Raw genomic sequence first — 14,791 nt, 5'->3', positions numbered from 1 at the left:
CACTTCTATCTGCCGCAGCAGGTTCACTACCTGCTCAGGCGTATGCTTCTTCCGCCGTGCCATCGTTCGCTCCTTGATTGCCAGTTTCTATCAAAGCAACTGGTTCAAAAAACGCCGGGCACTCCAGGGTCTGCGTGCGCATTGAATGCACAGCGACCTACCGCTATGCCAAACAGCATAACCTCTCGATCTTTTTGTCACTCATGCACCGGTCACTCGTCGCCTCGCATCAAGTTGAAAACTTCAGGACGCGGATTGTCGATGGGAATGTCTGGCGTTATGAACAGATCAATGGAGGCAGCGCTGTGGGGCGCGCGAATGGGACCATTGGGATGGGACACTATCAGTTCCTGCAGCGGATCGATGACTTTGTCCGCGAGGGGGCCATCGAACTTGACCGTGTAAAGCGACGAGAGGACATCGAGCGCTATCCGGAAGCCAACCTGATTCGCTATTCAGTTCTTCCTTGGTTTGACTTCACCTCCATCTCCCATGCGCGTGATTTTTCACGCCAGGACTCTGCACCTCGCATCACGTTCGGGAAAATTACGGATGCAAACGGCCGCTGCACCATGCCGCTATCGATCCACGTACACCACGCTCTAGCCGATGGTCTGCATGTGGCACGGCTCGTCGAGAAGTTTGAGCTCGCTCTCGATTGCCCAGATTCCCTACCTTTGTAACGATGAGCCGCTTAGGAGATGCACCTAATAGTTGCAAGTGGATAGCGAACCTTGGGACCCGTTCAGTTTCGCAACTTATCCCCTAAAGCCAAACGCGAGCGATTGTTCGCTCCCCTAGCTGATACAGGAGAAAAAACTATGCGCCTACAATTCACCCTTATTCTCGCTGTTCTCCTTTTGCCGAGTCAAAATGCTCACGCGCGGTCGTCGTCCGAAGAAGCGGCTATCCGCGCAGTACTGACGCGCGAAGCGGACGGGTGGGAAAAGTTCGATCCAGAAGAAGTTGCGTCAACCTACACTCGTGATGCGATCTGGCAGAATCCATTCGGTGTCCGTCTTCATGGCAAGACGGAGATTCAGAAATTTCTTATCGACCTTATGGCACGGCCTGGGTATCGCGCTGGAAAAGATACCAGCCCGATCACGATTTTGGACTTGCGTCTCACATCTCCGACGACAGCAGCCGTCTGGAGCGATGAACGCATTGAGGGGCTGATCAACGATAATAGCGGAAATCCTATGCAGCCAAGACACTCTTATTATTTGAAGGTTCTCGTTAAAAAGGACGGAGTATGGAAGATTAGCGACAACCTCATCATGGATTCGATCCACCTGAAATAGATTTCATCAGAGGTTTGGAAAGGCGGGTACGCGGCAAGGCTTTCACCCATGCGGGCCGCAAGGGGCCACCAGAGGCGGTCATTGGATATGCCCCGGGAAACCCGCGAAGCAGCTGATCCACCTTGAAAAGGAGCAACTTTGGCTACCAACAAATTTCCGTATGAAGAGGTATTAGGCGACAGCGATCCCGTCAAGGTGATGTCGGAGACCCAGCAGAAGCTGTTGCATTTGCTGGACGATCTTGATGAAAACGAGATCGAGCGGCGCTCCGCACCACACAAATGGAACCTGCGCGAGATCGTCTGTCACCTGGCCGACTGCGAGTTGGTCTGGGCCTGGCGCCTGCGCTACGCCTACGGGGAAAAAGGACCGATCCTCCAGACATTTGATCAGGATAGCTGGGCAAAGATCTATGACGCGTACTCGCCCAGCGAGGCGCTCGGCAGCTTTGCATCTACGCGCAAGTGGAACCTCGCCTTCATCAGCGGCCTCACGTCGTCTGATCGGGAGAAGGCCGTCACGCATCCCATTCGAGGCGAGGAGACTCTTTGGACGGTGGTGCAGCTCGCCGCCGGCCACGACCTCCACCACCTTTCCCTGCTCCAAGAGGAGATCCGCAAGAGAGACAAGGAATAGTCACTCGACTCCTTGCTTACTGACTTCTCTTGAGGAACATGCGAGCGAAGTTTGGAGCAGCGCAATGGAGTACTGCTTTCGTTCCTCGAAACTTCCGCTGACGCGACTTCCCGAGGCTTCCACGAACTAGTCTTTCCGGCTGCGTAAGTGACCGTGCCCGGCTCTATGACTTCTCCTGCAATGACGCGCCGGAGCTTCCCCGCTGCCGATGATCGGCAGCAGCTCTCCTGTAGAGAACCCATTCTTCCTGCTCCACAAAGCCACAGCACTCGTAAAATGAGCGCGCATCGTTTGTGCGAACAACGTAGACATCGATACGACGATTTGGAAAGGCGTCCGAGGCGTGATTCATGAGTTGACGGGCAACATCCCGACGCCTTGCGAACTCTTCTACCCACAGATCTCCAATGTGAAGCGCAAGATCTCCAGTCCAACTGGAGAAGGTTTCGAACACAAGAATGAAACCCATGAGCACTCCGTTTTGGGATTCAGCCACAAACACGTACGCTCGAGGTGAATATGCAAAGACGTATTGCTCCAGAGAATCTTTGTTGAGGCGTGGCTGGTCGGCCGCGCCCTCATGTTTTGCCAACCGCCCCAGCATGGAGAGCACTTCAGTGGCATCACCGGGCCGTGCCGATCGGATCTTGAAAGAGTCGATCACTCGTTCGTCACCAATTCAAAGCCCTCATCTACCCAGCCGAGCGCTCCACCGATCATCTCTTTGACAGGCCGGTCGAGCATGGCAAGCTTGAGCGCCGCCTTATTGGCGCCGTTGCAGTGAGGACCTGCGCAGTAGACCACGAAGACAGTATCTGGTGCGAACTCTCCCATACGGGCTTCGGTGATATTCAGGGTTGGGATGTTTGTCGCTCCAGGTACGTGCCCCTTCGCAAAGCTACTTGCGTTTCGCACATCGAGGAGAACGAAGTCCACAGTGCCCGTATGCTGCGCGGCATACACGTCTGCGCAATCCGTCTCGAACGTGAGTCTGTTCCCAAAGTGTTCCCGGGCCTTCTCTGACGAAGCGGCCGAAACTTCCTGAATCCGGCTACTGCTCTTAGTTTTAAAGCCTGGAAGACTGGTAGTGACCATCGATATTTCCCCTTTCAAGTGACTTCTGAGCTCAAGCATCAAGCTTCTTCAAACTGCTTGCCAGTGGCAGAAAGGACTACTATCCTTAAGTTTCTGCCAAGTTGATAGGGACGTCATGTCGCATAAAACGAATCATGTTGTGGTGGTAGCGTATGACGGTCTCTGCACCTTTGAGTTTGGGGTCGCTGTCGAAGCTTTTGGACTTCCAAGGCCCGAGATATACGGTTGGTACGACTTCACCGTCACGTCATGCGAGTCGGGTCCCATCCGCGCGATCGGAGGCATTCTTGTCGTCCCCGAATACCACGGTGTCGCCGTTTTGGAATCAGCCGATGTCATCGTGATTCCTGGCTGGCGAGACGTTGAAGAAACACCCCCGCAAGAGCTTCTAACGGCCTTGAGACAGGCCGCTGATCGAGGAGCACGCATCGTTTCCCTGTGCTCGGGCGCATTCGTTCTACCGGCAGCTGGCGTTCTCGACGGGCGACAAGCGACGACTCACTGGAAGTACGCGGAGAAGCTGCAGCGCCTCTATCCAGGGATAGCAGTAAAACCCGAAATCCTCTACACGGAGGACAGGGGAATCTTCACGTCCGCGGGAAGTGCGGCTGCAATCGATGTCTGTCTGCATATCATTCGTCGAGACTACGGCGTCGCAATAGGAAACTCCGTGGCTCGGCGGCTTGTTGCACACCCTCATCGGGAGGGCGGACAGAAGCAGTTCATCGAGGGGGCTATGGGAGAGGAAGGAACTCAATGGTTCGCTGAACTCCTGTCATGGGTACGAGCAAACATCAATGAAAAGGTAACCGTCGATGCGATGGCGCGAAGGATGAACATGAGTTCACGGAGCTTCGCGCGAAAATTCAACGGAGCCGTGGGAGAAGCGCCAGGACGTTGGCTTCTCTCCGTCCGAGTCACCTCAGCGAAAGACCTCCTCGAAACGACTCAGCTATCCCTTGAGGAGATCGCCGCAGAATGCGGCTTCAGCGACGCAGCCCTTTTGCGGCATCACTTTACCCGCATGCTTGGAACGACGCCGAGCGCGTACCGCCGCACATTCAATGCCGGATAATATTCGCTCCAGACAAAGATTTGGAAAGGCGATCGACTCTATGTACATGGGCAAACAAGTGACAGAGGCTGAACCTATGGACGGCTTACGCATCCTCAAAGATGATTTAACTGGTGTGGCCACGCGCGCCTTGCTTGCTCTACATCTGGCAGGCATGCAAGCCAACACGCCGGTCGGAAGCGTTTACGCTCTCGATCTCTCAGGCTTGCAAGCGCCTGGGGTAACAGTCTGGACAATTTGGCGGGGTGAAGCTCTGCTGGCTGTGGGAGCGCTCAAGGAATTGGGAAATGGCTCCGGCGAACTCAAATCCATGCGAACTCACCCGGACTATTTACGGCAAGGCGCAGCAGCGCGGCTGCTCGCTCATATTTTAGCTGAGGCTCGCGAGCGTGGACTGCGGCGCCTCAGCCTTGAAACCGGCACCGGCTCGAGTTTCGAGCCAGCATTGACCTTGTATCGTAAGGCCGGGTTTCGAAACGGGGTCCCCTTCGCCGACTACACGCAAACCGCATTCAACCAGTTCCTGCACCTTGATCTGGCGCCGGTCGACTAGGGCTGAAAGACTGAAAACACGGTCACAGATTGCCACTGATGGCAGTATCATTCGGGTCGAGACTATGACGTAGGGCTGGCTTACTTCTATGGATCTTCTTTTTCTAAGGCCTAGAGTTGATAAGGGAGCGGTTTGCTCGATGTGTTATTGCACACTTCAGAGCCGATTCTGCCTCTCACGCACCTGAGACCCGTTGAGTTGAGCTCACCTCGGCGCTAGCAAATCAGAGCCCCTAGTTTCGACAGTGGTGGTTATCGCATGAAGTGGCTAGTTCGTTGGAATGGCGGAAGGAACTCTTCCATCCCGAGGCCGAAACGCTCTTTCTAGACTCGATTCATTTCGAATTTCCCCGGGCAAGTTCTTTTAAACTTGTGACGTGTACGACATGCCCAAATAAGAACTCTAAAGAGAGTTTGCTCGCGTTGAACGGAGGCTGCAAGAGCAGAAGCCATGAACGTCAAGGTCAGTAGCGTTTCCCCGCTTGCACCGGTAAGCAAGGATTTGATGAAAGGATGTTTCAGGCATGGTTCGCTTCCTTTCCAGCTACAGCGTGCGCGACGGTGGCCTCGCACCGCACGGGAAAGTTGACAGAGTTGGCTATGAAGCAGAGCTCATGTGCCTTATGGTGAAGCTCTTGAGCAAGCGCGATGCTTGAGGCCCTCGTGATAGTCACTTGCGGGTGCAGCACGACTTGTGTGAAGTGACCTGACCCATCGCTCGCAAGCTCCATCGTGCCTCCTGCAGCGTCAGTGTATGAGATGACCGAGATGCCCGCATCCGCGCAGCAATGCAAATACGAAAGCATGTGGCACGACGACAACGCTGCAAGCAACATGTCTTCGGGATTCCACTTCGACGCATCGCCACGAAATGTCGCGTCTGCAGAGCCCTGCAGCATCGGCTTACCGCCGGATCCAAGGTCATAGGAGCGCTCGTAGAGGCGGTAGCCGCTGGTGCCTTTACCCCGGTTGCCGGTCCACTCGATGCTCGTGTTGTATTGGTGATGCTTATTGCTCATAATTGATCCTTAAAACGACGCGGACGTCGATTCGATTTGAAGTTACTATTTCTGGTCTCTCCGTACCTTCTCCGCACGGCTTGAGAACTTACTCTGCGGTTCTCAAACTCCACGTTCAATGCAATGTGTTGAGGAAGTGGCATTAGTGACGGAGCAGAGCGCATAACGATCTTCTCTTGACGTCTTCCATTTGGAGTCTCACCAGCGGCAGGAAATCTCATCGGTGCTTTTAGATGGGCTGCTAGGCTATGGTATAGCCCTTCGACCTCCGTCCAAATCCGACCCTTTACGGCGGGTCCAGGTCTAATCCGCTCCGGGTCTTCCTTCGCATCACACCAGAAAGCTAAAGCTCGCACAATACGTCCATTCGCTCCGCTACGACATCCACAATTGCCTCAATCTCTACACAGGCCCCGAACGGAAGCTGAGCGACTCCGCATGCGCTTCTTGCGTGCGTACCGGGTTCCCCAAGCACCGCCAGAAACAGTTCCGAGGCGCCATTGGCTACGATGTGTGATTCGAGAAATTCGGTCGTGGCGTTGACCATCACAAACAGTCGCGCGACTCTCTTCACTCTGCTGAGATCTTTTAGCGTGAAATGCAGGACGCTCAGAATCTCAATCGCGACACCGCGCGCCGCTTGAACCCCCTCTTCTGTCGTGAGCTGATCTCCGACTTTTCCTGCCCAGACTGAACCGTTTCGCTTTGCCAGTCGGCCGGAGATGTAGACCGTATCTCCCGAACGAATGTGGGATGCGAAGCTGGGCACATAGCCTGCAACAACAGGTGGCGGTAATACCGGCAGTTCAATACCGAGGGAGTGTAAGCGCTGATAGATCGTTGTCATATTTTCTTCGCCCTATCCGACTAGCGCGCCAATGAGGGCGTCGATGTCTTCTTCCGTGTTGAAAAGATAGGGCGAGACTCGGATGCGTCCCTCTCGGAGGCTCACGATGATTTGACGAGCCTTCAATTCCTGGCTCACTCGTACTGTTTCCTCCGGAGTCGATGCGACAAAGCAGCCGAATGAGCCCCTAGCGCCGTCTTCCATCGGACTTGCTGGACTGAAGGCGGAAGGTAGAAGATCGAACAGTCTCCTGATAAGCGCTCTCCCGTGATTGAGAACATTTTGAGGACCAATCCTGCCGACAAGTTCCACCGATGATGCCATCGCACTCAGGTTGAGATTGAAATAAGTTGCCGACTCCGCGGAGTCCCAACGGCGTGCATCAGGGGACGGCTCCGGTGCGACGAGATCGAGGAACGAGAAATCTGCGTTAGTTTGAGCGGCCCAGTGGAAGGGTGCAGGACGCATCGATTCAAGCAACGCTTGACTGATCCAAGCAAAACCCGTCCCCGACGGCCCGAGAAGCCACTTGTAGCCGGCTGACACAATGAGGTCGGCGCCAAGCTCACGGACACTCATCGGAATCGCTCCGCATGACTGGCTCACGTCGAGGACAAATAAAATCCCACGTGAGCGGCAGGCATCCGCAACGGAAGCCGTATCCAACAGAGCGCCGTTATCAAATCGAACCTGGCTTACGGAAATGACTCTCGTCCGTGGCGTAATTGCCTCAATAAGGTCTGTTGCGGTGAGGAACTGATCGCGAGGCGAAACTATCTTTAGTCGCAACCCCGTTCTGGCTTCCATCGGTTTCCAAGTCGCGTATTGCGTTGGAAATTCGCCCGCCGCCGAGATGACCTCATCCCCGACCTGCCACTTCAACGACAACGCGAACAGTTGCAGACCGGTGCTTGCGCCTGTCGTCAGGGCGATCTCTTCGGGCCGTGCATCCAGAAGGTTAGCCAAGGCTCTACGTACTCGAATTGGCGCATCAAAATAGAGCGAATCGCTCATGGTGTGTGGCATCGCCTTGGCGGCCAGTGCGTCTTCCACTGCAGTGACGGTCGATTTTGGAAACGCCGCATGGGCGGCTGTGTTGAGGTATGTAAACTCGCCGAAATCCTGCCATTCGGTACGCCAAGCATTGCTGGTCGCTTCGTTCGTGGACAATGTATTCATTCCTTATCCCCAAGTTTGTCAACCGCTTTGCCGACGCTTGCAGTTCTTCGAGAATCTGTGAAACGGCGCGCAGGTCTTGACTCGATTAGACCGTGCCGCAGAGGTCTGAAACAGTGGCTGGAGCGTCGATGATCGTAGAGATTCGGACATAGATCACCCACTCCAGGTGTGGCCAATCCGGCTGCCTTTGAGTGACGTCTTCCCAACCAAAGTCTCAAGAGGCCGATCCGGATCGGGCAGGCGTCCAAGTACACCCTAGAGTTGCTGGTTCGCGATCCCGTGCCTACGGGGCGTCCACAGGTTCAAGCACTTCCTTGAATCTGTGGATAGGGCTCATATATCAAAAGTCTCCCTTAACGTCTGAGCGCTGAGAAGTCATGATTCCCTGCACATGAGCTACCGACGCGATTGAGAGCGAGAGAAGCAAGGGAGACAGAAGCCGGAACATCTGGAGAGTCCGGGCCTAAAGAGATAACATCGCCTACCGAGAGGCATTCGATGAGGGCGGTCAACTAGAACCTTTATGCGGTCGAAGAAGACGGCGAATGGAACTCATATAGCCACTCCGCTAAGGGTGGATCACGGAGCGGAGACACCTCGGGATGCATCGCTCCAAGGGAGCGGACTAGCCAAGGATGCACTTGTCCGTAAACGCTTCGAGAAAACCCTGGGCTTTGAGGTGGGTGTCCCAGAGGGTGGCGAACCGCGTATTCTGCTCGTGAATCTCCCGGCGATACACATACAGGCCGTCATGGATCGAACGCGACCACTGCTCGATACCGAGGTAGTCGTTGCGCCAATACTGTGTGAAGCGCCGGATTATGTGAAGCGGAGTCTCACCACATGGCTAAGGCGCAGTGTTCACGCGGCTCTTGTATTTGCACTGCTCAACATAGTTCGGGACTCTTCTCGTACCGACATCCGGTCGGCGCGAGGAGACTATGGACCAGTTATCGAAGGAGGGGCTATCGCTTTCAGAGTGCGTGGCCAGCTATGACCTGTACGCGCGGGAGGTACGATGTCTCGCAGCATCGACACGTGAGATTCAACGCCGCATTCTGCGGCGACTTTGCAGCTTTTGCTTTGGTGATGGACCGACTGCATGGGATGCCATTTGCTTCACCGACATCGTTCGATTTCTTACAGCCGAGTTCGAGCGCTATCCCAACCGGGGCACGCAACGTGCTTCGCTAACGAGCATGCGCACGATTCTGCGGTATCTCGCAGAGAACAACATGGTGCCGATGGGATGGGACGAAGCTCTTCCCAGGACTGCGACGAAGCGTCACGCGCATCTTCCGCGACAGCTTTCGAGTGAGCAGATACGTGCTCTTTTCAAGGCATCACAGGGCAACAGGTGGATAGCGCGCCGAGATCGTGCGTTGCTGTTGCTGTTACTGCGGCTCGGTCTGCGCTGCGAAGAAGTTGCTCATCTCAAGTGGCAGGATATCGACTGGCAAGCAGGCTCTATAAGGATATGCAGCCAGAAGAGCCGACGCGAGCGGATACTTCCGCTGCCGGAAGATGTGGGTAAGGCGCTTGTCGCCTACCTTCGAACCTTCTCCAGTGTCCCGGTCTGGATTTTTGATTCCAGTCGTTCAACCTTCCCTGATGAGATGAGACGCCTGCATATCAAGGCGATCTCGAAGTACCTCTTCAAGCGAGCGGGTGTCGTTGGGGGTTCTGCGCACTCACTCCGCCATACCATGGCTACCATCATGGTGAACCATGGAGCGTCCTTTAAGGATGTATCAGACCTGCTCGGCCATCGCCGCCTTTCGACGACGTTGATCTACGCCAAGCTCGACATGAAGGCACTTGCTCAGGTTGCCCTACCGTGGCCGGGAGGTGAGCGATGACCTTCGAAGCCCTATCTCAGCACCTCGAAGCATTCCTCGCGCTGAAGCAGGCTCGCGCCAAGCGTAGCCCTTATTTTGAAGGCGACCAGCGTAGACGCCTCCGATATGAAGAGGCGCTGCTCCGCAGCTTTCTCGAACGATGGCGACTGCACGGATGTCCCTGGCCGATTCGCGCAGAGTTTGCGATGGGTTGGGTGATGGACGGCTCTATGCTGAACCGACCCTATCGCGATGAGCATCGCCTGCTTACCATACGCGCGTTCCTGCTGCAGGTTCGTACTTTCGAAGAACAGACGGGCATTCCGCAAAGCCAGTTCCGGAGGCGGTATAAGCGCCGTGCGTCCTACATTTTCTCTGACCGGGAGATTCAGCAGCTTATGGAAGCAGCCGCGCGTAACCGGCTCAGGTTCCGTGCGGCGACGGTCAGCACACTCATTGGCCTGCTAGCCAGCACAGGTATTCGGATCGGGGAGGCTCTGCGCCTGACGATGGCCGATGTGAGGTTCGATGCGAAGCCTTCACATCTGTATATCCATGAGACGAAGTTTGGCAAGTCACGTAACGTCGTGCTCCACACCTCGACCGTGGAGCACCTGCGGCACTATATCGACGAGCGAGCAACAGCGTTGCGGGGCCGCAGCGCTGAACCATTCTTCACCAACACGATTTGCCGACCACTGATCTATAACCCGCTCCGGTACACCTTTCGTCAGTTGCTGAAGCAGGTTGGCATTGCTCCGCCCGCGAACCAACGTAGGCCCACACTGCACTGCTTCAGGCATACCTTCGCGGTGAAGCGATTGACACTCTGGCAGCACGAAGGCACTGACATCCGGAGGCAGCTTCCATGGCTCTCCGTCTACCTCGGCCACCAGGGACCGGAGAGCACTTATTGGTATTTGAGTGCTACGCCAGATCTTCTTCGAGATGCTGGTGCACTTTTTGATCCAGAACAGATGCGGAGAGGAGGCCGCCGTGAGGGGCCTAGCATTTCTATACCAAGGTGAGAGTTAGTCTTCGACCGGTTTAGGTTCCAGCCAGTACGCGGCTAGCCGCGTACTGGCTGGCGAACTCGCTTGGTGTCCTGTCCGCGAGAGATGCGTGAGGACGACTCTCATTATATTCGCGTCTCCAGGCTTCGATCAGATGCTTTGCCTCCTTCAGGTTCATGAACCAGTGGGTATTCAGGCACTCGGCGCGGAAGGTTCCGTTGAAGCTTTCCACGAAGGCGTTGTCGGTCGGCTTGCCAGGCCTCGAGAAGTCGATCTTTGTCCCGTTCTGATAGGCCCACAGGTCCATGGCATGACTGGTGAACTCGCTGCCGTTATCACAGAACAACACCTTGGGGACGCCACGTTCGAGCTTCAGCTTGTTCAGGGTGCGCACCACATCGTCGCCCTTCAAGCTCTGACCAACTTCGATCGCTACAGCCTCTCGTGTATAGACATCGACGATGGTCAGCGAACGGAAGCGGATCCCGTCCTGCAGCTGGTCTGCCACGAAGTCCATGCTCCATGCCTCATCCGGCGCGGTGGGCTTGGCCTTTTCTTCGCGCAGACGAACAGCCTTGCGCTTGCCTGCCGGCTTCATACGCTTCAGCATCAGGCCTTCTTCCTTGCACAACCGGTACACCAGGTACTTGCCTACATCCCAGCCTTCGCGATTCAACAGAACGCGGATTTTGCGGTATCCGTAGCGCACTCGTGCTTGAGCTATCTCACGGATACGCATCCGCAGTTCAGTTCGTGGATCGAGGCAGCTCCGGTAGCGATACGTTCCGCGCGTCACACACAGAACACGGCAGGCATGCCGCTCACTAGCTCCATAGCTGCTCATCAGCCGATCGACCATCGGTCCACGACGCGAAGGCTTCACCATTTTTTTGAGAGCACATCCTGCAACATCGTCTTGTCCAGCGTCAGCTCCGCCACCAACTGCTTCAGGCGCATGTTCTCTTCTTGCAACTGCGCCATCTTCCGAACCTCGTCCACTTCCAGGCCCGCATACTTCGCCTTCCACCGGTAGAACGTCTGTTCGCTGATCCCAGCCTTCCGGATCACCTCCGCCACAGGAACACCCACCTGCGCCTGCTTCAACACGCCAACGATCTGCTCCACAGAAAAACGCCTCTTCTTCATTCAAAGCCTCCCTTATCCAGGTCAGATTTGGTCGAAGACTAACATTTCAATTGGTCCAAAAAAACCGAGGCCGATCAGCCGATGATGCTTGCTGGCCCTCTTCTCCAACAGTATTTCACCAACTACCTGATCGCTCAGCGACGGCTCAGCCCGCAGACGCTCGCGAGCTATCGGGATACATTCCGTCTGCTGTTGCAGTTCATACAGTCGGAACTGAAGATCGAGCCTGCGCAACTCGACATCGAACAGCTTGATACCGAGATCATTCTGCGCTTTCTGGATAACCTGGAGCTACAGCGCAAGAACTCCATTGTGTCACGCAACCTGCGGCTCACGGCCATACGGTCGTTCTTCCGCATGGTGGCTCTGCATCACCCGGAGTGCGTTGGAACAGCCACCCGCGTGCTCGCCATTCCGATGAAGCGAACAGATACGCGGCTTCTGGAGTATGTCTCCCGCACAGAGATGGATGCCATCCTCAACAGCATTGATCGCAAGCATTGGTGCGGACGGCGTGACTATGCCTTGCTGCTGACCATGTACAACTCCGGTGCGCGCGTCTCTGAACTGTGTGCTCTACGCACAGATCAGATCGGTAGCGGCAAGAACAGCTACGTCCATCTGCACGGCAAGGGACGTAAGGAACGTGCGATTCCGTTATGGCCCTCCACCGCACGTATCTTACGTGACTGGCTTAGCGAGAACACCGGTGGCGTAGCCTTTCCGGGAGTTCGCGGCGAACCGCTGAGCCGCTTCGCCGTGCGCCTCCTGCTACAGAAGGCCGTTGCTGCCGCATCGCCACGATGCCCCAGCTTGGAGAAGAAGCGCATCTCGCCTCATACGATCAGGCATGGAACCGCTATGGCCTTGCTCGATGCAGCAGTGGACATCTCCGTGATCGCGCTCTGGCTCGGACACGAGAGCATCGAGACCACCAACGGCTATCTGCACACAAGCATCGCGCTGAAGGAAAGGGCCCTTGCTAGGGTCACACCATCGGGCTCTGCATTCAAGCGATTCAAGCCTGATGACAGTCTGCTCGACTTTCTCGCATCGATCTAACCTGCCCGCATCGGCCCGTTAACCGGGTCGATGCGGTTGTTCATCATAGGAGCCGTGGCGCTTAATAGATGTTGAGCCCCTGCGGTACACGAGTCTCCGGCGTAATCTCGTCTGGATCAGTCCCGATCTCAGCTGCAATTAACTGCATGAGAAGTTCTGTGATCAAGCCGGGAGATGCACCGCCAAAACGAACCGAGAGTTCCGCGTAGTTTCGCGCCAGAGTAAGCCTTACAAGGTCGCCAACAGTTTCACACCCATTCGGAAAGGCGCGCCCGAGAGGAACGAAAAGGCGAAGTAGGGCTATCCACGCTGAGATCGTAACGATGCCTACCCATAGAAGATTCTTCCAGGCGGTCTCCCAAAATAAGAACCCGGCTCCCACACTTAGAAGCAAAGTCGACAGGAAGAGCCACGCTGGCATCCGAAGGGCGGGTAGTTCTAGTTGGAGATGCTTCTCAAGCAGAAGCCATCGATCCCTTCGCTTTCTCCATGGCAGTAAAGAGGTGAGCGATGCATTTGGACGAATACTAGCCTTTGGAACTGCGAGTCCCGAAACGAACTCTCGACGCAACAGATAAAACACTGCAGCAGTCAAGCATTTCTCTGAGGGAGGCTTTGTGGCTTGTCGTGCGATGAGTTCTGCGATGTCTCGGATAGAACTTCCGAGCAATGTAGCGTAGTCAAGAGTCACACCAAAGGACTTCTCGATCAACTCGAACAACTCCCACGTGTCCTCGCCCAATTCATTTGATGAATCCGCCTTCGGTGTGTCTAAAAGCATCGCGGAATGTCCTCAAAGACGCACTCAAATCATACCCTTTCTGAATTTTCCGGAACAGTCAGCCGAACTATGTTCAGTGCGCCGGTGAATTCGCCAAAGGCTATGAGCCTCATCTCGTCTCACTTCACATAATCCGGCTCTTCACACAGTATTGGTTATGTTGAGCTCAACATAACCAGTAGAACGGGTCGAGATGAAGACCACAGGCGGCGCCGAGCTCGAAACACATCTCCGGGTCGCGCATGGCATCGCCGTTGAGTTTGCCGTAGTGGGCTACGGAGATAGCAGGAAGGCCGCAAGGACCGGACTCATCGACGGCCTCGATCACCAGTTCCATGAACGGAGTGCGCTCGATCTTGAGGTAGAGACCGTGGTGCCAACCGCCGGCCTTTTCGAGGATGGAGAGAAGTGTCCGCACTAGGCCACCTCCGCGAGTTCTGCCGAGGCTTCGCGTCCTGGCTCTGTCTCATCGTCGACACTTGGCTCCAAGGCGGCGAGGATGAGTGAGGCGGCATGCTGGATCACCTCCAGGCTCTCGGCCAGCAATGAAGCGTTTCCGTGATAGAGCTGGATGTAATCGGCGGATGCCGAACCTGTCACCAGCCCAACGGCTTTTCCGACAACGAAGGCCACAGCCTCGGCCTCTGTCTCGCGCACCGTCTTCGTGGTGGCGGTGCGGCGCTCGGCCTTATGCAGCATCTCGTGCGCGGCCTCATGCACGAGCGTCGAAAACTCCTCGGCCTTCGCCTGTCCAGGAAGGATGGCGATGCGTCCGCCGTAGCTCATGCCAAGGGCGGGAGCGATCTTCGGGTTATAGACAAGCTGGATTCCTTGCTCTATCAGGAAAGCGGCAAGCCGCTCGATGTTCTCGCCGGGATCGCCCGACACCTGATGTATCTCGGGAAGGTCGACACCACTGGTCTGCGAGATGTCGAAGACGTAGGCATTGCGAAAGCCGAGCAGGGCGCGAGTGTTCTGCGAGGTGAGGTCTTTCTCGGCCTCGCTGTCCTTCTTGCGCTTCACGCCGACAATCGGAGCAAGGATGCGGATGCCCCTGGCTCCTGCGTTGACGGAGCGTCCGAGGTTCTTCCACGTCCAGAAGCCAGCAACACGGGTCGCGGTGGGCATCTGCGAAGCACTCACACACTACCCATGTTTCTCTGACGATTCACTATCCTCATCATCCTCAGTTTGGCCAAGCGGTGACGCTGGTTCGGCGGGTTTCGTTTTCCGGTCAGCCTCGG

At 55.8% G+C, this 14,791-nt stretch carries 16 protein-coding genes and 3 pseudogenes; 9 read left to right on the top strand and 10 right to left on the bottom strand.

The window, feature by feature from the left end; all coding sequences use genetic code 11:
- Positions 1-77 precede the first annotated feature (77 nt).
- From OHL14_RS00475 to OHL14_RS00465, 3 genes are all read left to right on the top strand, one after another.
- On the top strand, positions 78-683 hold the full coding sequence (locus OHL14_RS00475) for a CatA-like O-acetyltransferase (RefSeq protein ID WP_263377337.1): 606 nt from the start codon (positions 78-80) through the stop codon (positions 681-683).
- A gap of 138 nt (positions 684-821) precedes the next feature.
- A complete protein-coding gene (locus OHL14_RS00470; protein WP_263377336.1) occupies positions 822-1,304 on the top strand; it encodes a YybH family protein in 483 nt (160 codons plus the stop codon).
- A 138-nt stretch (positions 1,305-1,442) separates the two neighbouring features.
- Positions 1,443-1,940, top strand: a complete 498-nt coding sequence (locus OHL14_RS00465; protein WP_263377335.1) for a DinB family protein — start codon at positions 1,443-1,445, stop codon at positions 1,938-1,940.
- Positions 1,941-2,103: 163 nt separating this feature from the next.
- Here the strand turns inward: OHL14_RS00465 and OHL14_RS00460 are convergent, their stop codons facing one another.
- Together OHL14_RS00460 and OHL14_RS00455 are read right to left on the bottom strand one after the other, a co-directional pair.
- The gene (locus OHL14_RS00460) at positions 2,104-2,604 is read right to left on the bottom strand and encodes a GNAT family N-acetyltransferase (RefSeq protein WP_263377334.1); all 501 of its coding nucleotides are present in this window, start codon (positions 2,602-2,604) and stop codon (positions 2,104-2,106) included.
- Positions 2,601-3,035 (bottom strand): rhodanese-like domain-containing protein, encoded by a 435-nt coding sequence (locus OHL14_RS00455; RefSeq protein ID WP_263377338.1) that lies wholly within the window; start codon positions 3,033-3,035, stop codon positions 2,601-2,603. The genes OHL14_RS00460 and OHL14_RS00455 overlap by 4 nt, the downstream gene beginning before the upstream one ends.
- A gap of 115 nt (positions 3,036-3,150) precedes the next feature.
- Between OHL14_RS00455 and ftrA the strand changes: the two genes are divergently transcribed.
- The 3 genes and pseudogenes from ftrA to OHL14_RS20070 all read left to right on the top strand — a co-directional run.
- On the top strand, positions 3,151-4,110 hold the full coding sequence (ftrA, locus tag OHL14_RS00450; RefSeq protein WP_263377333.1) for a transcriptional regulator FtrA: 960 nt from the start codon (positions 3,151-3,153) through the stop codon (positions 4,108-4,110).
- 46 nt (positions 4,111-4,156) lie between these two features.
- A complete protein-coding gene (locus OHL14_RS00445) occupies positions 4,157-4,663 on the top strand; it encodes a GNAT family N-acetyltransferase (protein ID WP_263377332.1) in 507 nt (168 codons plus the stop codon).
- 248 nt (positions 4,664-4,911) lie between these two features.
- A pseudogene (locus OHL14_RS20070) lies at positions 4,912-5,133 on the top strand (hypothetical protein); the annotation flags it as partial.
- A gap of 47 nt (positions 5,134-5,180) precedes the next feature.
- Here the strand turns inward: OHL14_RS20070 and OHL14_RS00440 are convergent.
- The 4 genes from OHL14_RS00440 to OHL14_RS20065 all read right to left on the bottom strand — a co-directional run bounded on the left by OHL14_RS00440 (position 5,181) and on the right by OHL14_RS20065 (position 8,527).
- The gene (locus OHL14_RS00440) at positions 5,181-5,681 is read right to left on the bottom strand and encodes an OsmC family protein (protein WP_263377331.1); all 501 of its coding nucleotides are present in this window, start codon (positions 5,679-5,681) and stop codon (positions 5,181-5,183) included.
- A gap of 343 nt (positions 5,682-6,024) precedes the next feature.
- Positions 6,025-6,528, bottom strand: a complete 504-nt coding sequence (locus tag OHL14_RS00435; protein ID WP_263377330.1) for a RidA family protein — start codon at positions 6,526-6,528, stop codon at positions 6,025-6,027.
- A gap of 12 nt (positions 6,529-6,540) precedes the next feature.
- A complete protein-coding gene (locus OHL14_RS00430) occupies positions 6,541-7,698 on the bottom strand; it encodes an aminotransferase class V-fold PLP-dependent enzyme (RefSeq protein WP_263377329.1) in 1,158 nt (385 codons plus the stop codon).
- Positions 7,699-8,332: 634 nt separating this feature from the next.
- On the bottom strand, positions 8,333-8,527 hold the full coding sequence (locus OHL14_RS20065; RefSeq protein ID WP_396270610.1) for a DUF6908 domain-containing protein: 195 nt from the start codon (positions 8,525-8,527) through the stop codon (positions 8,333-8,335).
- A 121-nt stretch (positions 8,528-8,648) separates the two neighbouring features.
- Here OHL14_RS20065 and OHL14_RS00425 point away from each other — a divergent pair, with 121 nt between their 5' ends.
- Positions 8,649-9,566: a tyrosine-type recombinase/integrase gene (locus OHL14_RS00425; RefSeq protein WP_263377328.1), complete on the top strand. Its 918-nt coding sequence runs from the start codon at positions 8,649-8,651 to the stop codon at positions 9,564-9,566.
- The gene (locus OHL14_RS00420; protein ID WP_263377327.1) at positions 9,563-10,573 is read left to right on the top strand and encodes a tyrosine-type recombinase/integrase; all 1,011 of its coding nucleotides are present in this window, start codon (positions 9,563-9,565) and stop codon (positions 10,571-10,573) included. Before OHL14_RS00425 ends, OHL14_RS00420 begins: the two co-directional genes overlap by 4 nt.
- A 19-nt stretch (positions 10,574-10,592) precedes the next feature.
- On the opposite strand, the gene OHL14_RS00415 is transcribed toward OHL14_RS00420, so the two are convergent.
- A protein-coding gene (locus tag OHL14_RS00415; RefSeq protein ID WP_396270605.1) for an IS3 family transposase occupies positions 10,593-11,704 on the bottom strand; the annotation gives its coding sequence in 2 pieces (ribosomal slippage) (positions 10,593-11,458 and positions 11,458-11,704; 1,113 coding nt in all).
- A gap of 81 nt (positions 11,705-11,785) precedes the next feature.
- On the opposite strand from OHL14_RS00415, the gene OHL14_RS00410 reads away from it, so the two are divergent.
- Positions 11,786-12,766, top strand: a complete 981-nt coding sequence (locus OHL14_RS00410; protein WP_263377325.1) for a site-specific integrase — start codon at positions 11,786-11,788, stop codon at positions 12,764-12,766.
- Between the two features lie 61 nt (positions 12,767-12,827).
- On the opposite strand, the gene OHL14_RS00405 is transcribed toward OHL14_RS00410, so the two are convergent.
- The 3 genes and pseudogenes from OHL14_RS00405 to OHL14_RS00395 form a co-directional block, all read right to left on the bottom strand.
- Positions 12,828-13,547: a hypothetical protein gene (locus OHL14_RS00405; RefSeq protein WP_263377324.1), complete on the bottom strand. Its 720-nt coding sequence runs from the start codon at positions 13,545-13,547 to the stop codon at positions 12,828-12,830.
- A 175-nt stretch (positions 13,548-13,722) separates the two neighbouring features.
- Positions 13,723-13,965 (bottom strand): annotated as a pseudogene (locus tag OHL14_RS00400) (DUF6908 domain-containing protein); the annotation flags it as partial.
- Positions 13,965-14,684 (bottom strand): annotated as a pseudogene (locus OHL14_RS00395) (DUF1738 domain-containing protein); the annotation flags it as partial. The pseudogenes OHL14_RS00395 and OHL14_RS00400, both read right to left, overlap by 1 nt.
- Positions 14,685-14,791: the final 107 nt, after the last annotated feature.

Source organism: Granulicella paludicola, from assembly GCF_025685545.1.
Taxonomy (GTDB): Bacteria; Acidobacteriota; Terriglobia; order Terriglobales; family Acidobacteriaceae; genus Granulicella; species Granulicella paludicola.
This window is presented reverse-complemented; position numbering and strand designations above follow the sequence as displayed.